This window comes from Nitrospira sp. (genome assembly GCA_029194675.1).
Classification (GTDB): Bacteria; Nitrospirota; Nitrospiria; order Nitrospirales; family Nitrospiraceae; genus Nitrospira_D.
In genome coordinates this window covers 955,710-972,668 of record JARFXP010000002.1, presented here as the reverse complement: position 1 = coordinate 972,668, position 16,959 = coordinate 955,710, and the positions used below count along the sequence as shown (strand labels likewise).

16 protein-coding genes are annotated in these 16,959 nt (G+C 57.6%); 4 read left to right on the top strand and 12 right to left on the bottom strand.

The window, feature by feature from the left end; all coding sequences use genetic code 11:
* Nucleotides 1-15: 15 nt before the first annotated feature.
* The 8 genes from P0120_13560 to P0120_13525 all read right to left on the bottom strand — a co-directional run bounded on the left by P0120_13560 (nt 16) and on the right by P0120_13525 (nt 8,854).
* A complete protein-coding gene (locus P0120_13560; GenBank protein MDF0675345.1) occupies nt 16-318 on the bottom strand; it encodes an urease subunit gamma in 303 nt (100 codons plus the stop codon).
* A 307-nt stretch (nt 319-625) separates the two neighbouring features.
* Nucleotides 626-1,360, bottom strand: a complete 735-nt coding sequence (urtE, locus tag P0120_13555; GenBank protein ID MDF0675344.1) for an urea ABC transporter ATP-binding subunit UrtE — start codon at nt 1,358-1,360, stop codon at nt 626-628.
* Between the two features lie 23 nt (nt 1,361-1,383).
* Nucleotides 1,384-2,148, bottom strand: coding sequence for an urea ABC transporter ATP-binding protein UrtD (gene urtD, locus P0120_13550; protein ID MDF0675343.1), 765 nt, complete (start codon nt 2,146-2,148; stop codon nt 1,384-1,386).
* The gene (urtC, locus tag P0120_13545; GenBank protein ID MDF0675342.1) at nt 2,145-3,278 is read right to left on the bottom strand and encodes an urea ABC transporter permease subunit UrtC; all 1,134 of its coding nucleotides are present in this window, start codon (nt 3,276-3,278) and stop codon (nt 2,145-2,147) included. Before urtC ends, urtD begins: the two co-directional genes overlap by 4 nt.
* Nucleotides 3,271-4,848, bottom strand: coding sequence for an urea ABC transporter permease subunit UrtB (urtB, locus tag P0120_13540; GenBank protein MDF0675341.1), 1,578 nt, complete (start codon nt 4,846-4,848; stop codon nt 3,271-3,273). Before urtB ends, urtC begins: the two co-directional genes overlap by 8 nt.
* 146 nt (nt 4,849-4,994) lie before the next feature.
* Nucleotides 4,995-6,365: an urea ABC transporter substrate-binding protein gene (gene urtA, locus P0120_13535; GenBank protein MDF0675340.1), complete on the bottom strand. Its 1,371-nt coding sequence runs from the start codon at nt 6,363-6,365 to the stop codon at nt 4,995-4,997.
* A 381-nt stretch (nt 6,366-6,746) separates the two neighbouring features.
* Nucleotides 6,747-7,400 (bottom strand): response regulator transcription factor, encoded by a 654-nt coding sequence (locus tag P0120_13530; GenBank protein MDF0675339.1) that lies wholly within the window; start codon nt 7,398-7,400, stop codon nt 6,747-6,749.
* Nucleotides 7,397-8,854, bottom strand: a complete 1,458-nt coding sequence (locus P0120_13525) for a PAS domain S-box protein (protein ID MDF0675338.1) — start codon at nt 8,852-8,854, stop codon at nt 7,397-7,399. Before P0120_13525 ends, P0120_13530 begins: the two co-directional genes overlap by 4 nt.
* A 608-nt stretch (nt 8,855-9,462) precedes the next feature.
* Between P0120_13525 and P0120_13520 the strand changes: the two genes are divergently transcribed.
* From P0120_13520 to P0120_13510, 3 genes are all read left to right on the top strand, one after another.
* The gene (locus P0120_13520) at nt 9,463-10,764 is read left to right on the top strand and encodes a hypothetical protein (GenBank protein ID MDF0675337.1); all 1,302 of its coding nucleotides are present in this window, start codon (nt 9,463-9,465) and stop codon (nt 10,762-10,764) included.
* Nucleotides 10,765-11,081: 317 nt separating this feature from the next.
* Nucleotides 11,082-12,020, top strand: a complete 939-nt coding sequence (locus P0120_13515; GenBank protein MDF0675336.1) for a hypothetical protein — start codon at nt 11,082-11,084, stop codon at nt 12,018-12,020.
* 210 nt (nt 12,021-12,230) lie between these two features.
* Nucleotides 12,231-12,629 carry a hypothetical protein gene (locus tag P0120_13510; GenBank protein MDF0675335.1) on the top strand — a complete coding sequence of 133 codons (399 nt, stop codon included), beginning with the start codon at nt 12,231-12,233 and terminating at the stop codon, nt 12,627-12,629.
* 123 nt (nt 12,630-12,752) lie between these two features.
* Here the strand turns inward: P0120_13510 and istB are convergent, their stop codons facing one another.
* The 4 genes from istB to P0120_13490 are packed head-to-tail and all read right to left on the bottom strand — an operon-like array spanning nt 12,753 to nt 15,974.
* Nucleotides 12,753-13,535: an IS21-like element helper ATPase IstB gene (gene istB / locus P0120_13505; GenBank protein MDF0675334.1), complete on the bottom strand. Its 783-nt coding sequence runs from the start codon at nt 13,533-13,535 to the stop codon at nt 12,753-12,755.
* A complete protein-coding gene (istA, locus tag P0120_13500; GenBank protein ID MDF0675333.1) occupies nt 13,532-14,869 on the bottom strand; it encodes an IS21 family transposase in 1,338 nt (445 codons plus the stop codon). Before istA ends, istB begins: the two co-directional genes overlap by 4 nt.
* 14 nt (nt 14,870-14,883) lie before the next feature.
* Complete coding sequence (locus P0120_13495) at nt 14,884-15,504, bottom strand: hypothetical protein (GenBank protein MDF0675332.1); 621 nt, start codon at nt 15,502-15,504, stop codon at nt 14,884-14,886.
* Entirely contained in the window at nt 15,501-15,974 is a 474-nt protein-coding gene (locus tag P0120_13490; protein MDF0675331.1) for a hypothetical protein, read from the bottom strand. The genes P0120_13495 and P0120_13490 overlap by 4 nt, the downstream gene beginning before the upstream one ends.
* Nucleotides 15,975-16,205: 231 nt before the next feature.
* Here P0120_13490 and P0120_13485 point away from each other — a divergent pair, with 231 nt between their 5' ends.
* The gene (locus P0120_13485) at nt 16,206-16,943 is read left to right on the top strand and encodes a hypothetical protein (protein ID MDF0675330.1); all 738 of its coding nucleotides are present in this window, start codon (nt 16,206-16,208) and stop codon (nt 16,941-16,943) included.
* Nucleotides 16,944-16,959: the final 16 nt, after the last annotated feature.

The window sequence follows — 16,959 nt, the reverse complement described above, 5'->3', positions numbered from 1 at the left end:
TGAATGTGCCAAAACCTATGGAATCGGGTTGTGAACGGTCACGAGCTTAGTCCCATCAGGAAAAGTCCCTTCGATCTGAAAATTAGGAATCATCTCCGGCACGCCAGGCATCACATCCTTACGAGACAGTATCTGTGTCCCATAGGTCATGAGCTCTGCCACAGATTTTCCGTCTCGAATCCCCTCCAACACTGCCGCAGTCATGTACGCAACCGCTTCCGGGTGGTTGAGCTTGAGACCTCGCTTCTTGCGATCAGCCGCAAGCTGCGCCGCCACATAAATCATCAGCTTGTCCTGTTCTCTTGGGCTTAGATGCATAAAGACCTCCTTTGTCAGGCTAGGACTTGTGTCTAAATTGTTTCCATCCAACAAATCGTTATTGTTCTGGCGATATTGATCTTAGTACATCCAGAGAGGGGGAGATGAGAGGGGTGTCTCTTATAACAGGGCAGATTTCCCAAAACCAGGCCCGTTGTCCCCACCTCTCTTAGGTTGGGAATTGTTACTCTCCCGTGTACCACACGACAAAACATTGTCGCGATGGTATTGAACTCTTACCCGTACGGGCCAGTATTTACCACAAGACGAGAAACTGTGTCCAGTGCCTCTCCTCCTCTGTTTATGTTTATACAGTCAAATGTTGTCGCACCATGTCGGCATTCAACTCCGTGCTCTTGCCTTGCGCCATCACTGCTCCCCTGGCCATCACCACATACTTCTCAGCAAGTCGGGCGGCAAAGTGGAGTCCCTGTTCTACCAATAGAATCGCGAAGCGGCGTGAATGCTTAAAGCCGATGATGACGTCCTCGATCTGATCGACAATTGACGGTTGAATCCCTTCCGTCGGCTCGTCCAAAAGAAGAAGCTTGGGACTGGACAAGATCGCCCTTCCGATCGCCAGCTGCTGTTGTTCGCCGCCACTCAACACCCCGCCTGGCCGGTGAAGAATCTGGGTCAACTTGGGAAAGAGATGATAGACCTCATCGAATGCTTCTTTCTCAGAAACATCGCCGCTGATAGCTGGCCGATTCCAGTAGCCGAGGAGCAGATTCTGATGCACCGTCAAATGTGGAATGATCTCTCGGCCTTGCGGCACGTACGCCAGCCCCTTCCTCGCTCGAAGATCCGTGCGGTCATGAGTGATATCTACTCCGTCGAACGTGATCTTTCCCCCACGTATCGGGAGCAACCCCGTCAGTGTTTTCAACGTGGTCGTCTTGCCGACCCCGTTTCGGCCCATCAGACACACCACCTCTCCCGGTTCGATCGTAAACGAAACGCTCCGAAGAATATGACTCTCACCGTAGTACGCGTTGACGTTGTCAAGCGCCAGCGTCAAACTTGTTGTTTCTTGTGCCATAGCCGATCGTCTTCGTGCTGAAGCTAATGCGTGACCTTGGCCCGGCCAAGGTAGATTTCTCGAACATGGTCGTCAGCTTGCACTTTTTCGACCGTACCTTCACAGATGACCGTGCCCTCTGCCAACACCGTGACAATCCTGGCGATCTGCCTCACAAAATCCATGTCATGCTCGATCACGACGATCGCCTGCTGCTCCGACAGCCTGGTCAACAATTGACCGGTCTGCTCCGTTTCCTTGTCGCTCATGCCGGCGACCGGCTCGTCGACCAACAGCAGCGACGGGTCCTGCAAAATCACCATGCCGATCTCCAGCCACTGCTTCTGACCGTGCGATAAGGAACCGGCGCGGTCGTGGGCATGTTCCGTCAATCCTATCGTCTTCAACAGCTCACTGATCCGCTCTCGTTCCGCTGGTGACGATTTTCCAACTAGGTTGGGGAACACTCCCCTGCTCGACCGCTTCACCGACAGATCCAAGTTCTGCCAAACTGACAGGTTGCCGTAGACCGATGGCGCTTGGAACTTCCGCCCGATACCGAGCTTCGTGATGTCTTCCGCATTCTTGCCCACCAAATTGATGCCCTTGCCGAACATTACTTTACCGGATGCCGGCTTGGTCTTCCCGCAGATCACATCGAGCAAGGTGGTTTTCCCGGCGCCATTCGGCCCGATTACGACGCGGAGCTCGTTGTAGTGGACGCTGAAATTGCAGTTGTTCAGCGCTTTGAACCCGTCGTAGTCGACGACCACGTTTTCACAGTTGAGGATCAGATCACCGTCCGTCACGCCGTCGTCCCCCCTTCTGCCTTGATCAGAGGCCGGCGTGTCTCCTTTCGCTCGGTCAACTTCCGAATCATCCCTAGAAGTCCGTCCGGGAACATCGTCACCACAATCACAAAGAGTCCGCCTAAGATAAACGGCCAGGCCTCCGGAAAATAGTTGGTCAGCACGCTGCGGCCATAGTTAACGGCCACCGCACCCAAGATTGCCCCGATCAGCGTGCCGCGCCCGCCGACCGCCACCCAGATGACGACCTCAAGGGACGGCAGGACCCCGATCTGAGCCGGGGTAATGATGCCCACCTGCGGCACATAGAGCATGCCCGCCAGTCCCGCAAGCCCTGCCGCCACGACAAACACGAAGAGCTTGTACACCCAAGGGGTGTACCCCGAAAATGTGACCCGTGACTCGCTGTCGCGGATCGCGATCAGCACGTTCCCGGCGCGCGAGGCCACGATCCAGCGACACAACAGATAGGACGCGGCCAGGGCTAGGACCGTCAGGATGTAGAGCCCCCGTTGCGTCGACGGATCCGAGAGCCGGAACCCGAGCAGTTGTTTAAAATCCGTCAATCCATTCGTCCCCCCGAGCCTTGTCTCGTTCCGATTGAAGACCAGCCAGGCGGCAAACGCCAAGGCCTGCGTGATGATCGCGAAGTACACCCCCTTGATTCTGCTACGGAAGGCGAGAAACCCGAAGATCGTCGCGAAGAGGACCGGAACGAGAATGGCCCCTAAGAACCCACCCCAGAAACTCTTGAACGGGTACCAGAACAAGGGGAGTTCTTTGACCTGGGTCCACACCATAAAGTCTGGGAGTTCGCTGCCGTACACACTTTCCTTCCCGATCTGCAGGGCTAGATACATGCCCATGCAATAGGCGCCGAGCCCAAAAAAGACTCCCTGCCCCATGCTGAGGACCCCGCAATAGCCCCAGATCAGGTCCAGTCCGAGGGCCAGAATGGCAAAGGCCAAAAATTTGCCGAACTGATTGAGACGAAAATCAGAAATGTGCAACCAGGAATCTTCAGCAGGCACCAGGTTCAGGAGGGGGACGACGATCAGGAACAAAACCCCGACGGCGTAAAACACCATCGTCTCGCGGCTGCCTTGGCGCGTGCCCACTGGTTCAGGCATCGGCACTCCGTCCTTTGGCCGCAAACAGGCCCTGCGGCCGCCACTGGAGGAATAAAATCACCCCGACCAGTATAAAGACTTTGCCGTAGACCGCGCCACTGACCGGCTCGATCAGCTTGTTCAGCCCTCCGATGCCTAAGGAAGCCCAGATGGTCCCGGCGAGCTTGCCGACCCCTCCGGTCACGACCACCATAAAGGCATCGACGATGTAGTTCTGCCCAAGCCCTGGATCGACATTGCCGACCATCGTAAGAGCCCAGCCCGCGATACCGGCCAGCCCGGAGGCGAAGGCGAAGGTATACGAATCCACTTTTCTGGTCGGGATGCCGAGACAGGCGCTCATATTGCGATTCTGGGTGACCGCTCGTACCCGAATCCCCAGATTCGATCGGAAGAGCAAGAAGTAAATCCCGAGGACACACATGATCGAGAGTATGATGATGAAGATTCGATTGTAGGGCAGATAGACCCCCACCATCACTTGGGCGCCCCCGCGCAGGGCCTGCGGGGCGATCACCGCGGTCAAATCTCCGAAGTACACCCGCGCCGCCTGCATCAAGATCAAGCTGACGCCCCACGTTGCCAACAGTGTCTCAAGCAGGCGCCCATAGAGAAAGCGGATCACGGTGGCTTCGAGCACCCATCCGAACAAGGCGGCCGACAGAAAGGCGACAGGCAAGGCCACCGGGAAATACCAATCGAACACATCGGGAGAAAACCAGCCGATGAAAGCCTGTTGCGTGATGAATGTGGCATACGCCCCGATCATCATCAGCTCGCCGTGGGCCATATTGATCACACCCATCAAGCCGAAGACGATGGCCAAACCCAGGGACATGATCAAGAGAATCGAACTGAGGCTGATGCCCCGGAACAACGTCTCGATAGCGTTGGCCCACCAACCCCATGAGTTAATCTGTCCAATCGCGGTTTCGGCTGCCGCCGCTAAGGTCCGTTGTTCATCGGTCGCCCCACTTTGCCTGCCCGCTTCGACAAATTCCTGGAGCGACGACAGGCTGTTCTGACTGCGGTGCTCACCCAGCTTCTTGACTGCCCCCAAACGAACGGCGGAATCTTGCGAACGGAGTTGGATCAACTGCGCGGCCTCTTCCATCGTATACTTCACCCACCAGACTGTTTCCTTTGCGGCAGCCTCCTCCAGCCAGGTGATGGCCTCCGGTCGTCCCGTCCCTACCAGATCGGCGGCGGCCGAGCGTCTGGTATCCGGTTGTTCACTGGTCAGATTTGCATGGTTCTTCAGCAGATCGATCACCGGTTTGATAGCGATCCTGACCGCCCGGTCGGCTTCCGCTCGGATCTCATCAAGTTTGGGGACGAGGCTCGCATCGCCCTTTTCAATCAGGACCGCGACCGCCTTGCTGCGGACCGCCGCATCTTCACTTTTCACGTCGAGGAGCGCCTGTTCGATTGAGTCGGGGGAGGAGACTACAGTTGAAGCTGCAAGGTCTGTTTCGCCGGCAGCCAACGTCGACTGGAGACCAAGCCCGATCGGTGAGAGAAGGAATAAAACCAGTAGAGGTAGATTTCTCGGGATGCCGGCCAGGCTCATCACCAAATCCTCCCTACGGAAACCTTGACGACAGGCACAACCGGTAGGGGGCTGAAACCTCCGCTATAGAGATTCCAGCCCTTACCTACAGACAGGCCCCATGTCGGAACGGTTCACGGAACAGGAGCTGCCCTGCGTCTCGATTCTTATTTCTTCTGATAGGTTCCTTGATGATTAATCCAATCGCAGCCCTTTTCAGGATTTGTATACTCACTCCACGGTTCCGGCTTCACCAATCCTTTGGAACGCCAAATGGTCTTGAATTGACCGTTCTTCAGGATTTCGCCGATCAGCACCGGTTTATGCGTGTGCTGGTTGGCTTCATCCATCATGATCTGGCCGCCGGGGGCCAGGAACTTTTGCCCATAGACAGCCTTGCGGACTTTGTCCACCTCGGTAGAACCAGCCTTTTCGACCGCCTGCTTCCACACATAGACGCCGAAATACGCGGCTTCGATCGGATCGTCGGTGACGCGGTTTTCTCCATCCGGCAGGTTATTCCTCTTACAGTAGGCCTTGAAGTTCGCCACGAACTTCTTGTTTTGCGGCGTATCCACACTTTGATAGTAGTTCCACGCCGCCAAATGCCCGACAAGCGCGCTGGTATCCATTCCGCGCAGTTCGTCTTCGGCGACGCTGAAGGCCATGATCGGCGCATCTTCTGCACGTAGTCCCTGGTTACCGAATTCCTTATAGAACGGCACATTGCTGTCACCATTGATAGTACTGACGACGGCAGCTCCGCCACCCGCGGCAAACTTCTTAATCTTGCCGCAGATGGTTTGATAGTCTTGGTGATGGAACGGAGTATATTCTTCTTCAATATTGGAGGCAGGCACTTTCTTCGCCAACAACATGGCACGCAGAATCTTGTTCGTCGTACGAGGATACACGTAGTCGGTGCCTAGGAGATAAAACTTCTTGTAGTTCCCCCCTTCGGGGCTCATCAAGTATTCCACCGCGGGCGCCGCCTGTTGATTAACCGCCGCCCCGGTGTAGAACACATTGCGTGAACATTCCTCACCCTCGTATTGGACAGGATAGAAGAGCAGCCCGTTGTTCTTTTCAAAGACCGGCAAGACTGATTTCCGGCTGACCGATGTCCAGCAGCCGAACACCACCGATACTTTATCTTCCAGGAGGAGTTGCTTGGCTTTTTCGGCGAACAGGTCCCAGTTCGACGCGGGGTCGACGACCTTGGCTTCTATCTGCCGCCCCATCACGCCGCCCGCCTTATTGATTTCTTCGACCGCCATCAGCACGACATCGCGTAATGACACTTCGCTGATGGCCATCGTGCCGCTCAGTGAGTGCAGCACGCCGATTTTGATAGGTGGTCCGCCGGCCGCATAGGACAGCGCATAGTTGCCCAGGTTCCCCAAGAGCGCGGCCACGCCGATTCCGGCCGTGACTCGCCCGCTCTGTCCCAGAAATTCTCTTCGCGACGATCCAACTGCTCCGGTAGGAACTTCTGCTTCTTTGACGTCCTTCGAACCCTCGGGCACTTTCGTTTCCATGTGGCATCACTCCTTGTGTTATGCTGTGAGTTGCAAACTTTCGGCTGATGCTTACGGACCCACTACGCCAAAAGGCCGGCCACCAAGGGCCTTGCCACGCCTGACGACCTGGCGAGACTATCGTCTCATCTCTCCTCTCCTTTCTCAATGTAATCCTCTTAATCCTCGCCGACATCTGGTCCTCATTAGAATGCCGCGCGAATCACTTTGCCCATGTTCGAGGGCAGAGCATTTCACAAAAGAGGGCGTACACCCATCGGGAAAATCCTGAAAGAATGGTCGGAGATCCCCGAGAGAGACCGCCGAGTGTACTGAAATGGCGGGAGCCGATGAGGCTGTTCGCCATGGCAGGACCCGCGAAATAAACCAACAACCGTATGACTAGGAATCGGGCTGAATCAATCCGACACGCATCGCGAAGCGGACGAGCCCGGGCACATCGTGAATATCGAGCCGCTCCATCAATTGGCTTCGGTGGGTTTCCACGGTTTTCACGCTCAAGTTCAAGCGTTGGGCGATGTCTTTTGTGGTTTGCCCTTCCGCGATGAGCTGGAGGATTTCGCGCTGGCGCATGCTCAGTTTCGCCAGCGGACCGATCGGACCTTCAGACTTTTCTCGGTAGGCCTCGATGGCGTATTTCGCCACGGCCGGGGTCAGGTACTTCTCACCCCTGGCGACCGTCTTGAGGGCCAACTCAAGTTCAGCCAATTCTGCGCCTTTCAACAGATAGCCAGAAGCACCCACCTGCAAAGCTTGCCTGAGGTATTCTTCATTGGCATGCATCGACAGCAGAATCACACGCGTGGTCGGCGCTTCTTTGACGATCCGGGCAGTGGTATCGAGGCCGTTCAATCCGGGCATCGCAATATCCATCAGAACAAGATCCGGAGTGGCCGTTTGCACATACTTGACGGCCTCCAGCCCATCGCCCATGTCCGCGACAACCTCGGTACCCTCGATCTTTTGCAGGAGAGCCTTCATGCCGGCCCTGACCAATGCATGATCTTCTACAAGAAGAATCCGGAGGTGGCTCATGACGATATGACCTCAACCGCTACATGTGGCTTGGCCTGTTCCTGCTCTGTGAGCGGGAAGCACAGTTCGAGCCTGGTCCCATCCCCCGGGGCTGATGAGATGACCAAGCTGCCGCCGGCTAACCGCACACGCTCTTCCATACCGAGCAGCCCGACGCTTTCTCCGCCCTGTGCCCGCCGTCTGGCTGACGGCACGTCGAATCCCACACCGTCGTCTTGAATGATGAGCATGACTTCCCCATCTTGCCGACGCAACGCAAGATCGATCATCTTGGCCCTTGCGTATTTTGCGACGTTGGTCAGCGCCTCCTGGGCAACCCGAAAGCAGGTGACCTCAATGGGGACCGGGACTCGCCCGCCCATTCCCTCGACCAAGAGCGAAAGGGTCCATCCATTACGCGCCGCCTGCCGGTTCGCATACCAGCGCAGCGCTGACACCAGACCCAGATCGTCAAGCAGTGACGGTCGGAGATCCAGCGCCAGAGTCCGCACTTGAGTCAGCAGGCGGTCCACCAGCTCTAGGCTATCCGTGAGAGAACCGAAACGGGCCTTCTCGGCCTCACCATGCCGGATGTCTTGCAGGTCGATCTTCAGTGCCGTCAGCAACTGTCCGACTTCGTCGTGCAGATCGCGCGCCAGACGACTTCTCTCCTCTTCCTGCACTTGCATCAGTCGGCTAGAAAGTATCCGTAGGGAATGGTTGGCGGCGCTCAATTCGGCGGTTCTCTCCTGAACCCTCATTTCTAATGCTTCGTGCGCTTGTCTCAGAAGGCCCTCCCCTCTCTTCCGGTCGCTGATATCCCGGATGACTTTCGAGACCCCCACGAACTGACCGACGGAATCCTTGAGCGGCGATAATGTGACCGACACATCGATGCATCGGCCGTCCTTGGTCAACCGTACTGCATCATAGCTTTGAATGTCATGGGCTCCGCGCACCGTGGCCAGCAGCCGGGCTCTGTCCCGATGGAGATGGGCTGGAATAATCGTGAGGATCGAACGGCCGATCATCTCGTTAGCGGTATACCCGAAGATACGCTCTGCGCCTCCATTCCACGTGGTTACGAAACCGTCAGGCGTCACGCTCAGAATGGCATCGCTGCTACTCTCCACGATAGCCCCCAGTCGTCTGGTAGCATCGTCGAGTTTCGCCCTTCTCGCTCGCGCCACGAGCCAGGCCGTAATCCACAGAAGGGCTATGCCCACGACGCGATTGAAGCCGGCAATGTCTACCGCGATGACTGGAGGAGAGAGTGTGTGCCCCATGTACGCGAGGACAGTCCCGGTGGCCGCAACAACATATGGAGCCATCGGCCACTCAATCCCGAGGGTCAATAATACGCCGAAGACATCTCCAACGACCCAGACTGCATAACCCCACGGCATGAACACGTCGAGAAGGAAAGTCGCAGTCAGAATCAGCGGAATCAGTGCTCGGACATAGTTACTGTTCATTGCAATCTGCTGTCTGAAGCAACATAACAGTCTGTAATTCGACGACGGCTGCCCCTATGGAACCAGAAGTGCCTCTGCCGCCCGGCCCTGTATGATACTCCAGATCAGGATCGGGATCGAGAATGGATGTAGGCAGCACATCGTCTGTCCGCTTTTTGTCGCTCCTGATCCGGCCGGGTTATGGACCCTCAAGGAGAGCCACCATGACAGGGGCACGGATCCCACAGGTGATGAGACGGATGTAATTTGAAACACTGCATACGTTTCCCAGCGACTTCAAATCCGTGCAAAGAGCGCTTTCGCCTGCCGACTGAAAACTGTGATCGGGGATGAGCATGCAACTCCCAGAAGCGGGTGTCGTCGTCCGTACTCTATTCTTCCACCTGTGATAGCAATCATTGCGCTACGCCGTAATGCACTCTATCGGGGAAACCCTGACTGAACGACGGTATCACCCTGAGCGATACGTAAAAATCTACCGAGCTCGTATAACTTCTTGCGATCTTGCGAAGACTTAGCCATACTCCGCGACAACTTTCTCATTTCATTTTGTAATTCAACTGATGTGAGCTACCATTTCTATCACTCACCTAAGGGAGGGCATCAGTATGAAGAACCATTGTAGAAGGCGGTGGGCGAGGTTTGTAATCGCTGGAGTCATCGCAGCCCTGGTGGCTGGAATGGGGGCTACGCTGCCCCATGCCTATGCCGCCGGCACGATCAAGGCCGATGATGACAAGTGGATCTCCATCGGCATGGGTATTCGTACCAGCTTCAATACCATTGAAAATGGGTCACTGAACGGTCAGGACTGGAGCAATAATTTCGCCATCAACAACGCGCGTATCTACATCAACGGGCAGATCCATAAGTATGTGAAATTTGAGTTCAACACGGACTGCTTTGACTGTAATACGAATGGCGGGTCTGGTCCATTTGTAGGTGGAGCTCAGAACTTTGGCGGCAACTCTTCAATCGGTTTGCTCGATGCGATCGGCAAGTTTGAGTTCAATGAGAAGGTCAACATCTGGGTCGGGCGGCTGTTGCTCCCGAGCGAGCGCGGCGAGTTGAACGGGCCCTTCTATCATGCCACCTTCGATGGGTTCAGAACGCCGCTTTTCCCCGCCGACTACAGCGCCAATTTCAACGGAACGAACGCCAGTAACGGTGGAGCCGGCCTCTATGGGCGTGACAATGGCGTCAGCTTCTGGGGCAAGATTCACCCCTCCTTTGGGACGCACCTGTTGTATGTGACGAGCGTCTCGCAAGGGTTGCGGAACGGACCCAATCCGAGCAACACGATGATGTACACGGGCCGCTTACAGTGGAACCTGCTCAATGATGAAGTCAACCCCGGCTACTACACGAGCGGCACCTATTACGGCACGGCCGGAGACATCCTGGCCATCGCCGGGAACGTGCAGTATCAAAAGGATGGAGCCGGAAACTTAGCCACCGGGAATGTGTCGGATTTCACCGGGATTTCCGTCGACGTGTTGTTCGAAAAGGTCCTTCCGAACAACCTGGGGGTGTTTACGTTCAACAGCGAATTCAAGCAGTTTTTCGCCAACTATGGGGCCAATGCATTTACCCAGCCTACCACGTGCTTCTGCGTCTTCGATGGACTCTCGTACACGGTGTATGGGTTGTACCTGATTCCACAGGAAGTCGGCATCGGACGGTTCCAACCCTATTTTCGGTTCACGAGCATCAGTCCGACGTACAGCGCTATGCGGCAGGAATATGAGTATGGCCTGAACTACATCGTCTCCGGCCACAATGCGCGGATTGCCGTGTACGGCCGGTACGGCGACTTGGAGACCAAGGGGGCGCTCACAGGAAATTTTAGTCCGGATGCGACCGGAAATAGGGTCCCTTCATTCCACGTGGCGTTGCAGTTGCAGTACTAACCAGCGCACATGAACGAGCACGTCACTTGTTCAACAAGAGCCGGATTCCAGACGATCGGTTCCGGCTCTTGATTGTTTCCATCCAACGGAACGTCAGTTCCTCGACCAGTCCTTCAGCCGAGCATGCTCGTGCAGCGGTGCGTTCGGCGGTCCCTCCGCCGAGTGACCTCGAACGCCTTCGTAGCGTTCGTGAAAAATTGATCGCGCCACTGGTAATACCGGGCTTGGCTGAGCAGTAGAACCGGAACCACGATCCTTTGTTTTGCTGAATATTCCTGCTACACTACGCGCCAAGAACCGACTTTCGCCGCGAGGTTATGAGAAACACTAGATACACTAATCGTTCGTCCTTCAAGCGGACTCTGGGCTTTCTGATTCTGGGGAGTTTGAGTCTCGTGGTTGTTGGTTGCGCCGGCTCTCGCCCTGTCCAGACGCCTATTCATGAGAGTTCTCTGGGCACTGTGTTCCTTGAGAACGGCTTAGACACTTCATTCCAAGCCGCGCATCCCATCAAATTGTCGAAGATGACCGTCGCAGATATCTTGCGCGGTGTGCATACGAAAGAAAAGACCGGACTGTTGCTGTTATTCGGCAAGGCGTCGCGTTCTACGAACTTGAACGATGTGCGGACATTCTCCGAGGCTGATATAGAGTTCCTCACTCCTCATATTGTCTCCGCTCTCGCTCAAGCGACTCCTAATCAGCGAGTGGGATTCCGAATCTACTCCGCTCCGGAAATATCACAGGCCCCGAAGGTCAGCCAAAATAGAGAAACCACATCCGGCTACCTCTTCGCGGACGGCCTCTCGCTGCATTTTACGTTGACTCAGTATCGATACAACCCAGGGAAAAAGTCTAAAGCCCCAGAAAAAGACCCACGCCCGCTTCCGGACACCGATGGTCTCCGTGACCGAGCAGTGACCTTCTTGCCGGAGTCGGCTGTACGGCCGGATGTCTATGACCGATCCAAATGGATCGGCAAGTCCGAGGATCAGTCTGTCGCGATTGATTATCAACTGCTGGCCAGAATCCTTGCGGCTCCTCCATCTCCTGCTCCTACGGCTCAGCCGGTCCCTTCAGGCATGGCGCCAGTCGTACAACCGCCTCAATCGATCCCTGTTCAAACACTACCTCCTGGTAAAAATGACGCCGAGCTGCAAACCTTCAAGGAAGAACTGAAAGCGCTCCAGCAGAAGGTGGATGAGCAGAACGCCGAACTCCAAAGACTCAAGAACACAGCACCAAAGAAAAAATAGTCAAGTCCCTGGTTTTTCGGTGATCAGACGCGAAGGTTGCGCCGTCACAATCCCGAAGGAGGTGATGATGGCGTGCGGACTTGAAGACTGATGACTATTCCCTCTCGCCTACACTAGGGATTCTGCCAGGTTCAAATTGTCTCTTCATCTGGTACGTTTCTTGGTAAAAGTAGATGTTTTTTTGACTACTTATGTGAAGGGGAGGGTTCAATGATGCGTCTTCTGTCAAAAGCCATAGGAATGACATGTCTTACCCTCATGTTCTGTATCAGCCTATCTACGCTCGCTCTCTCTACGGACAGAACGGTCTATGACAAACCCGATGTACGGTCAGGCAAGATTATCCGAGGGGATGTGATGAAAGTCGACGAACAATCCTCACAGTCCTGGAACGTGTCGGTAAAAGATCGGGAAACAGGCGAAGTCGTGATTCTCCACATCGACAAGGGTACGACGAGAAAAAGCATCTCGCTCAGACCTGAGTTAGGAGCCTACGTCATCGCACAATACAATGAACAGAACAATCATCCTAAAAACGGCGGTCAACGTGTCCTGTCGGCGCAGGTTGTGAGATCAACAAGGTCGGAGGCCCTGCGGGTGAGAGCATGAATCTGGCGAACGCGCGGGTGAGAATTGCCCGCAGGCGGTCGGCATCGGTCCACTGCTCCGCAGTCTGTCAAGGGGCACCCAAATGTGCCCAGTTATGGTCATCGAAAATTCCCCACACTGGGGTTACGTCGTCGTTGAAGCCTCCTCCATTCGCACGAGTCCGGCTTTGAGTTTGTCCTTGAGTCGGTACGAATGTCCGCGGATATTGATGGTGATGGCGTGGTGCAGGACCCGATCCAGGATCGCCGTCGCGAGCACGCGGTCGCCAAACACCTCCCCCCAGGCGCCGAAATTCTGATGACTGGTCAGAATCATCGGCCCCTTCTCGTAGCGGCGTGAGATGAGTTGGAAAAACACGTTCGCCCCCGTGCGGTCCATCGGCCAATAGCCAATCGCATCGATGATCAGGAGGCGCGGAATGGTGTAGAACTTCAGCTTGTCCTCCAGCCGATTCTCTAGCTGCGCGCGAGTCAGCAGGGCAATCATCGCGGCCGCCGTCGTAAATAACACGCGATAGCCCTGCGCAATGGCTTTGAGCCCGACCCCAATCGCCAGATGGCTTTTGCCCACGCCGGGTGGCCCGAGGATCACGACATTCTCGCCGTGCTCAATGCAGTGACACGTCGCCACCTGCTGGAGCTGCTTCTTATCCAGCGAGGGTTGATAGGCGAAATCGAAGGCCTCCAGGCTCTTCACGAACGGAACGCGGGCGAGACTGGTCCGCATCGTGATGTTCTTCTCCGCTTTTGCGGCGACTTCTTCGCCCAGGACCTGATCCAGGAAGTCGGCATACGAGAGCTCCTTCGTCGCCGCCTCCTGTAAGAGGGCGTCGAGCCGTTCGCGGCTCTGCAAGAGCCGCAGCGGCGTCAGCTGTTCACGGAGCCGGTCCAGTGGCGCGGCGTTCATGGCTGCACCTCGTGCGCCGCGGCGCTCCCACACAGCGCCTCGTAGCAGGCCAGATCCCGGCTCTCGACCTCGGGCAGCGACCCAGCACGTGGGCCCGGCTCGTGTATGGTCGAGCGCCGCTGGCGCGGGAGCCGCGCGATGGCGCCGGGGCCATGCTCCGGCAGGATGCCAAATTGGTGGTGGCCTGAGAGTACGGGATGCGTCGCCACCTCGCGATCGCGAGAGAAGATAGGCACCCGCTCGCCCCGTCGCTGCACCTCCACCCGCTGCCCGATGAAGCGGAACGGGACGGAATAGCGGTTCGTGTCCAGACTCACCAGATAGTCGTCGGCCACGATCCGGGAGACACGGGCTTCCTGCTGAAAACTCTGCTGACCCGCCAGGGGGACGAGCTGCTCGCGTTCTCGTTCGAACCGCACGATCGGTTGCTCATGCGTCGTGCCATGCAGGCGCTGATCGGCGCTCGTCGCGGTCCATTCATCGAGTTGGGTCTGGAAGTCCACCACATCGATGAACGTCCGTCCCGGTAGGAAATTCCGCTTCAGATACTTCACGCCCGATTCGACCTGGCCCTTCGTCTGTGCCCGATAGGGCCGACACACACGGGGTTCGAAGCCCCAGTCGTCGGCAAAGGCGTTGAATGTGGGGTTCCAGATCCGTCGTCCCGTCTCATCCGCGTAGCACACGGTCCGCGGCCGGTCATACAGATGTTCCCGCGTGTGGCCGCCGAAATGCGCAAAGGCCCGTTCATGGGCTTCCAGAAATTGCGCCAGTCGCTCATCGGCACAGGCGTGATAGACCCCACGGCGGCTGAAGCCCAATGTGAGCACGAACACGTGGATCACGACGGGGCCCGCACGAAAGGGCACGGTGGCTTGGCCCCAATCAATCTGACTCTGCTGGCCGGGCGGCGTCTCAAACCGGAGCAACGCCCGGTCCGCTTGCAGCTGGACTTCGCGCAGCGGCGCGACGAACCGCTTCACCGTCTCATAACTGCCAGGGGAGCCGTGATGCGCCCGCAGTGCCTGATAGAGAATCCGCGCCGAGTACCCGACCTGCGGCGCCCGGGCCCGCACACAGTCGGCATGAGCCGTCAGCAAGATCGCTGCCACCACGGCCCGCTGGTAGGGCTGCCATGTCGGCTGCCGCAGACTGCGGCGGACCGTCTTGCGATCCAAGTCCACGCGCCGCCCGATCTCCGAAATAGAGACTCGTGCTTCGTCAAACAACCGTCGGATCTCTGCCCACCGTGCCTCATCCACCATGCATGCCTCCCCAGCGGGATCCACCTGGGGCCGCATGATCGTTGTCTCGTTGGTCTCGTCAAGCTCCATCTCTCTCCTCCTTCTTAATAAGGGTGGGGAGAATTCACTGACCGCATCTGGGGATTATTGCATGACCGCTGACAGGACCGGGTTGAGGTGACCAGCACGGCATACTCATAGCGCTTGGTCGGCACCTCGCTCTCCATGAAGTCGAACCGCGATTGATCGGCGTCCGTCCCGGTCATGAGCAGCTCGCCGGTAAGGGGGCGGCGCAGCACGATGACCCGCCGTGTTCGGCTCCAGCCTGACAGCCGCAGCGTATCTTCGACCCCTTCCCAACCTTGCCCCGCCTCCTCCCACGCAGTGGAGCGGAAGAGCGTCTTGATGAAGGCCTTCACATGCTTCGTGACGCGTAGCTTGGTGAGAGACGGCTGATCTCGAGCCTCGGCCGCGCGGAGCACCGATGCGTTGCCAAAGGCCACGTCCCCGTGCAACATGGCGGGGCGTGCCTCCTTCGGCAAGGCATCCAGCCACGCCCAGAGCCTCGGCAGGTGATGCATCGGGGCGCTCGGCAGCACGTCCACCACCAGGGCCAGCCGGGTGTTTGCCATGAATGCGCTGTGATAGCTGTGCGACGGTCGCCCCGGCTTCTTTGGGTTGTAGCCCACGACGGCCCCTTCCTGCTTCCCATACAGGCCCTTCACCGTTGTATCCAGATCCAGAACCACGGCGTCGTCAGCAACGGGTGGGGCGTCTTCGCCAGGTGCCGATCGAGCCAAGCCACGCCCGATGATTCGTCCATCCGGGCAAGCGCCCGTCGCGCCGTATCCTCCGAGACGAATCCGGCAACACCCAACAGCCTCGGGTGGATGCCGTCATGGCGCATCGCCGTGCTAGGCGCGTAGCGGTGGTGGCCGGCGAGGATCGCCAGCAGCAAGGTGGCGAGCACGGTGCGTGTAGCCGATGCGTGGTGGCTGTGGGAGGCGAGCGGGCAGTCCGCCACCCAGGCCTCGAACAGGCCCCTCACCTTGAGACACTCAATGCAGAACGGCAGTTGTCCCAGTGGGGTCACGGCTGCAGCAGGGTCCCACTCCACGTGGATTCGCCCCCCACACGTCTCGAGCGCAAGCGCCCCCTTCTGTCCTGCCACGGCCTTGCGTGATGCCTCACCCATTGGGGGACTCCCTTCGTACGAAGAAATGTGCCCCCAATCCGCTGCCAGCCAGGCTATCCCCGAGCAGGCCGCTGCTTCAACTGCCGTTTATAGGATCATGCGTACTCATTCTTAACGAATGAACGCGAGCATAACTGACCGGCGTTTACCGTGAACAATCAGAGGGGGGATCAGGAAGGGAATAGGCCAAGGTTTCGCGGGGCGGTTTCAAGTTCCAAGTGCAACGGATGAATGATGACGCAGCTGTGTGAACACCTCCAGCGGCGTGGCGAAGTTGAGGCACTGTCTTGGGCGCGTGTTCAGCCGATGCGCGATGACGTTCAGCTGGCGCTGCGTATAGCCCGAGAGGTCTGTGCCCGTGGGCAGATACTGCCGCAGCAGGCCATTGGTGTTCTCGTTGGTCCCGCGTTGCCAGGGGCTGTGCGGATCGGCAAAGAACACGTGACTGGCGAGCCGCTGGGCCCGGCGCTCGTGTTCCGCCATCTCTTTGCCCCGATCGTAGGGCAGCGTCTTGCGCAGCGGGGCCGGCACGTGCCGGAGTTTCCTGGTGAATCCCTCGCGGGCACTGTCCGCATCGGTGCCCGCCATGCGGGCCCAAATAACCAGGCGCGTCGTTCGTTCCACGAGGCTGCCCACGGCCGAGGCGTGTCGGGCCCCCTTGATGAGGTCGCCTTCCCAGTGGCCGGGGACGGTGCGGCTCGCCACTTCCGCAGGGCGGACGGCAATCGGCGTCATGTGCGGGATGTGGCCGCGTCGATCAGTTCCCCGCGACCGAGGCCGACGGGCCTTGTGCGCCTGCCGCAGGGCCGCCCGCCGTTCGCTGCACAGGGTGCCGCGCGGCAATCCGTACAGGCCCGCATCGATCGTCTCCGTCGAGAGTCGCTTCCGCCTATCGTCAGGATACGTGTATCGGAGGCGCCCGGCAATGTCTGTGCTAGGCTCGAAAAAGTGGACGCCTTCAACCTATGATCTGAGGTCTGGAGGT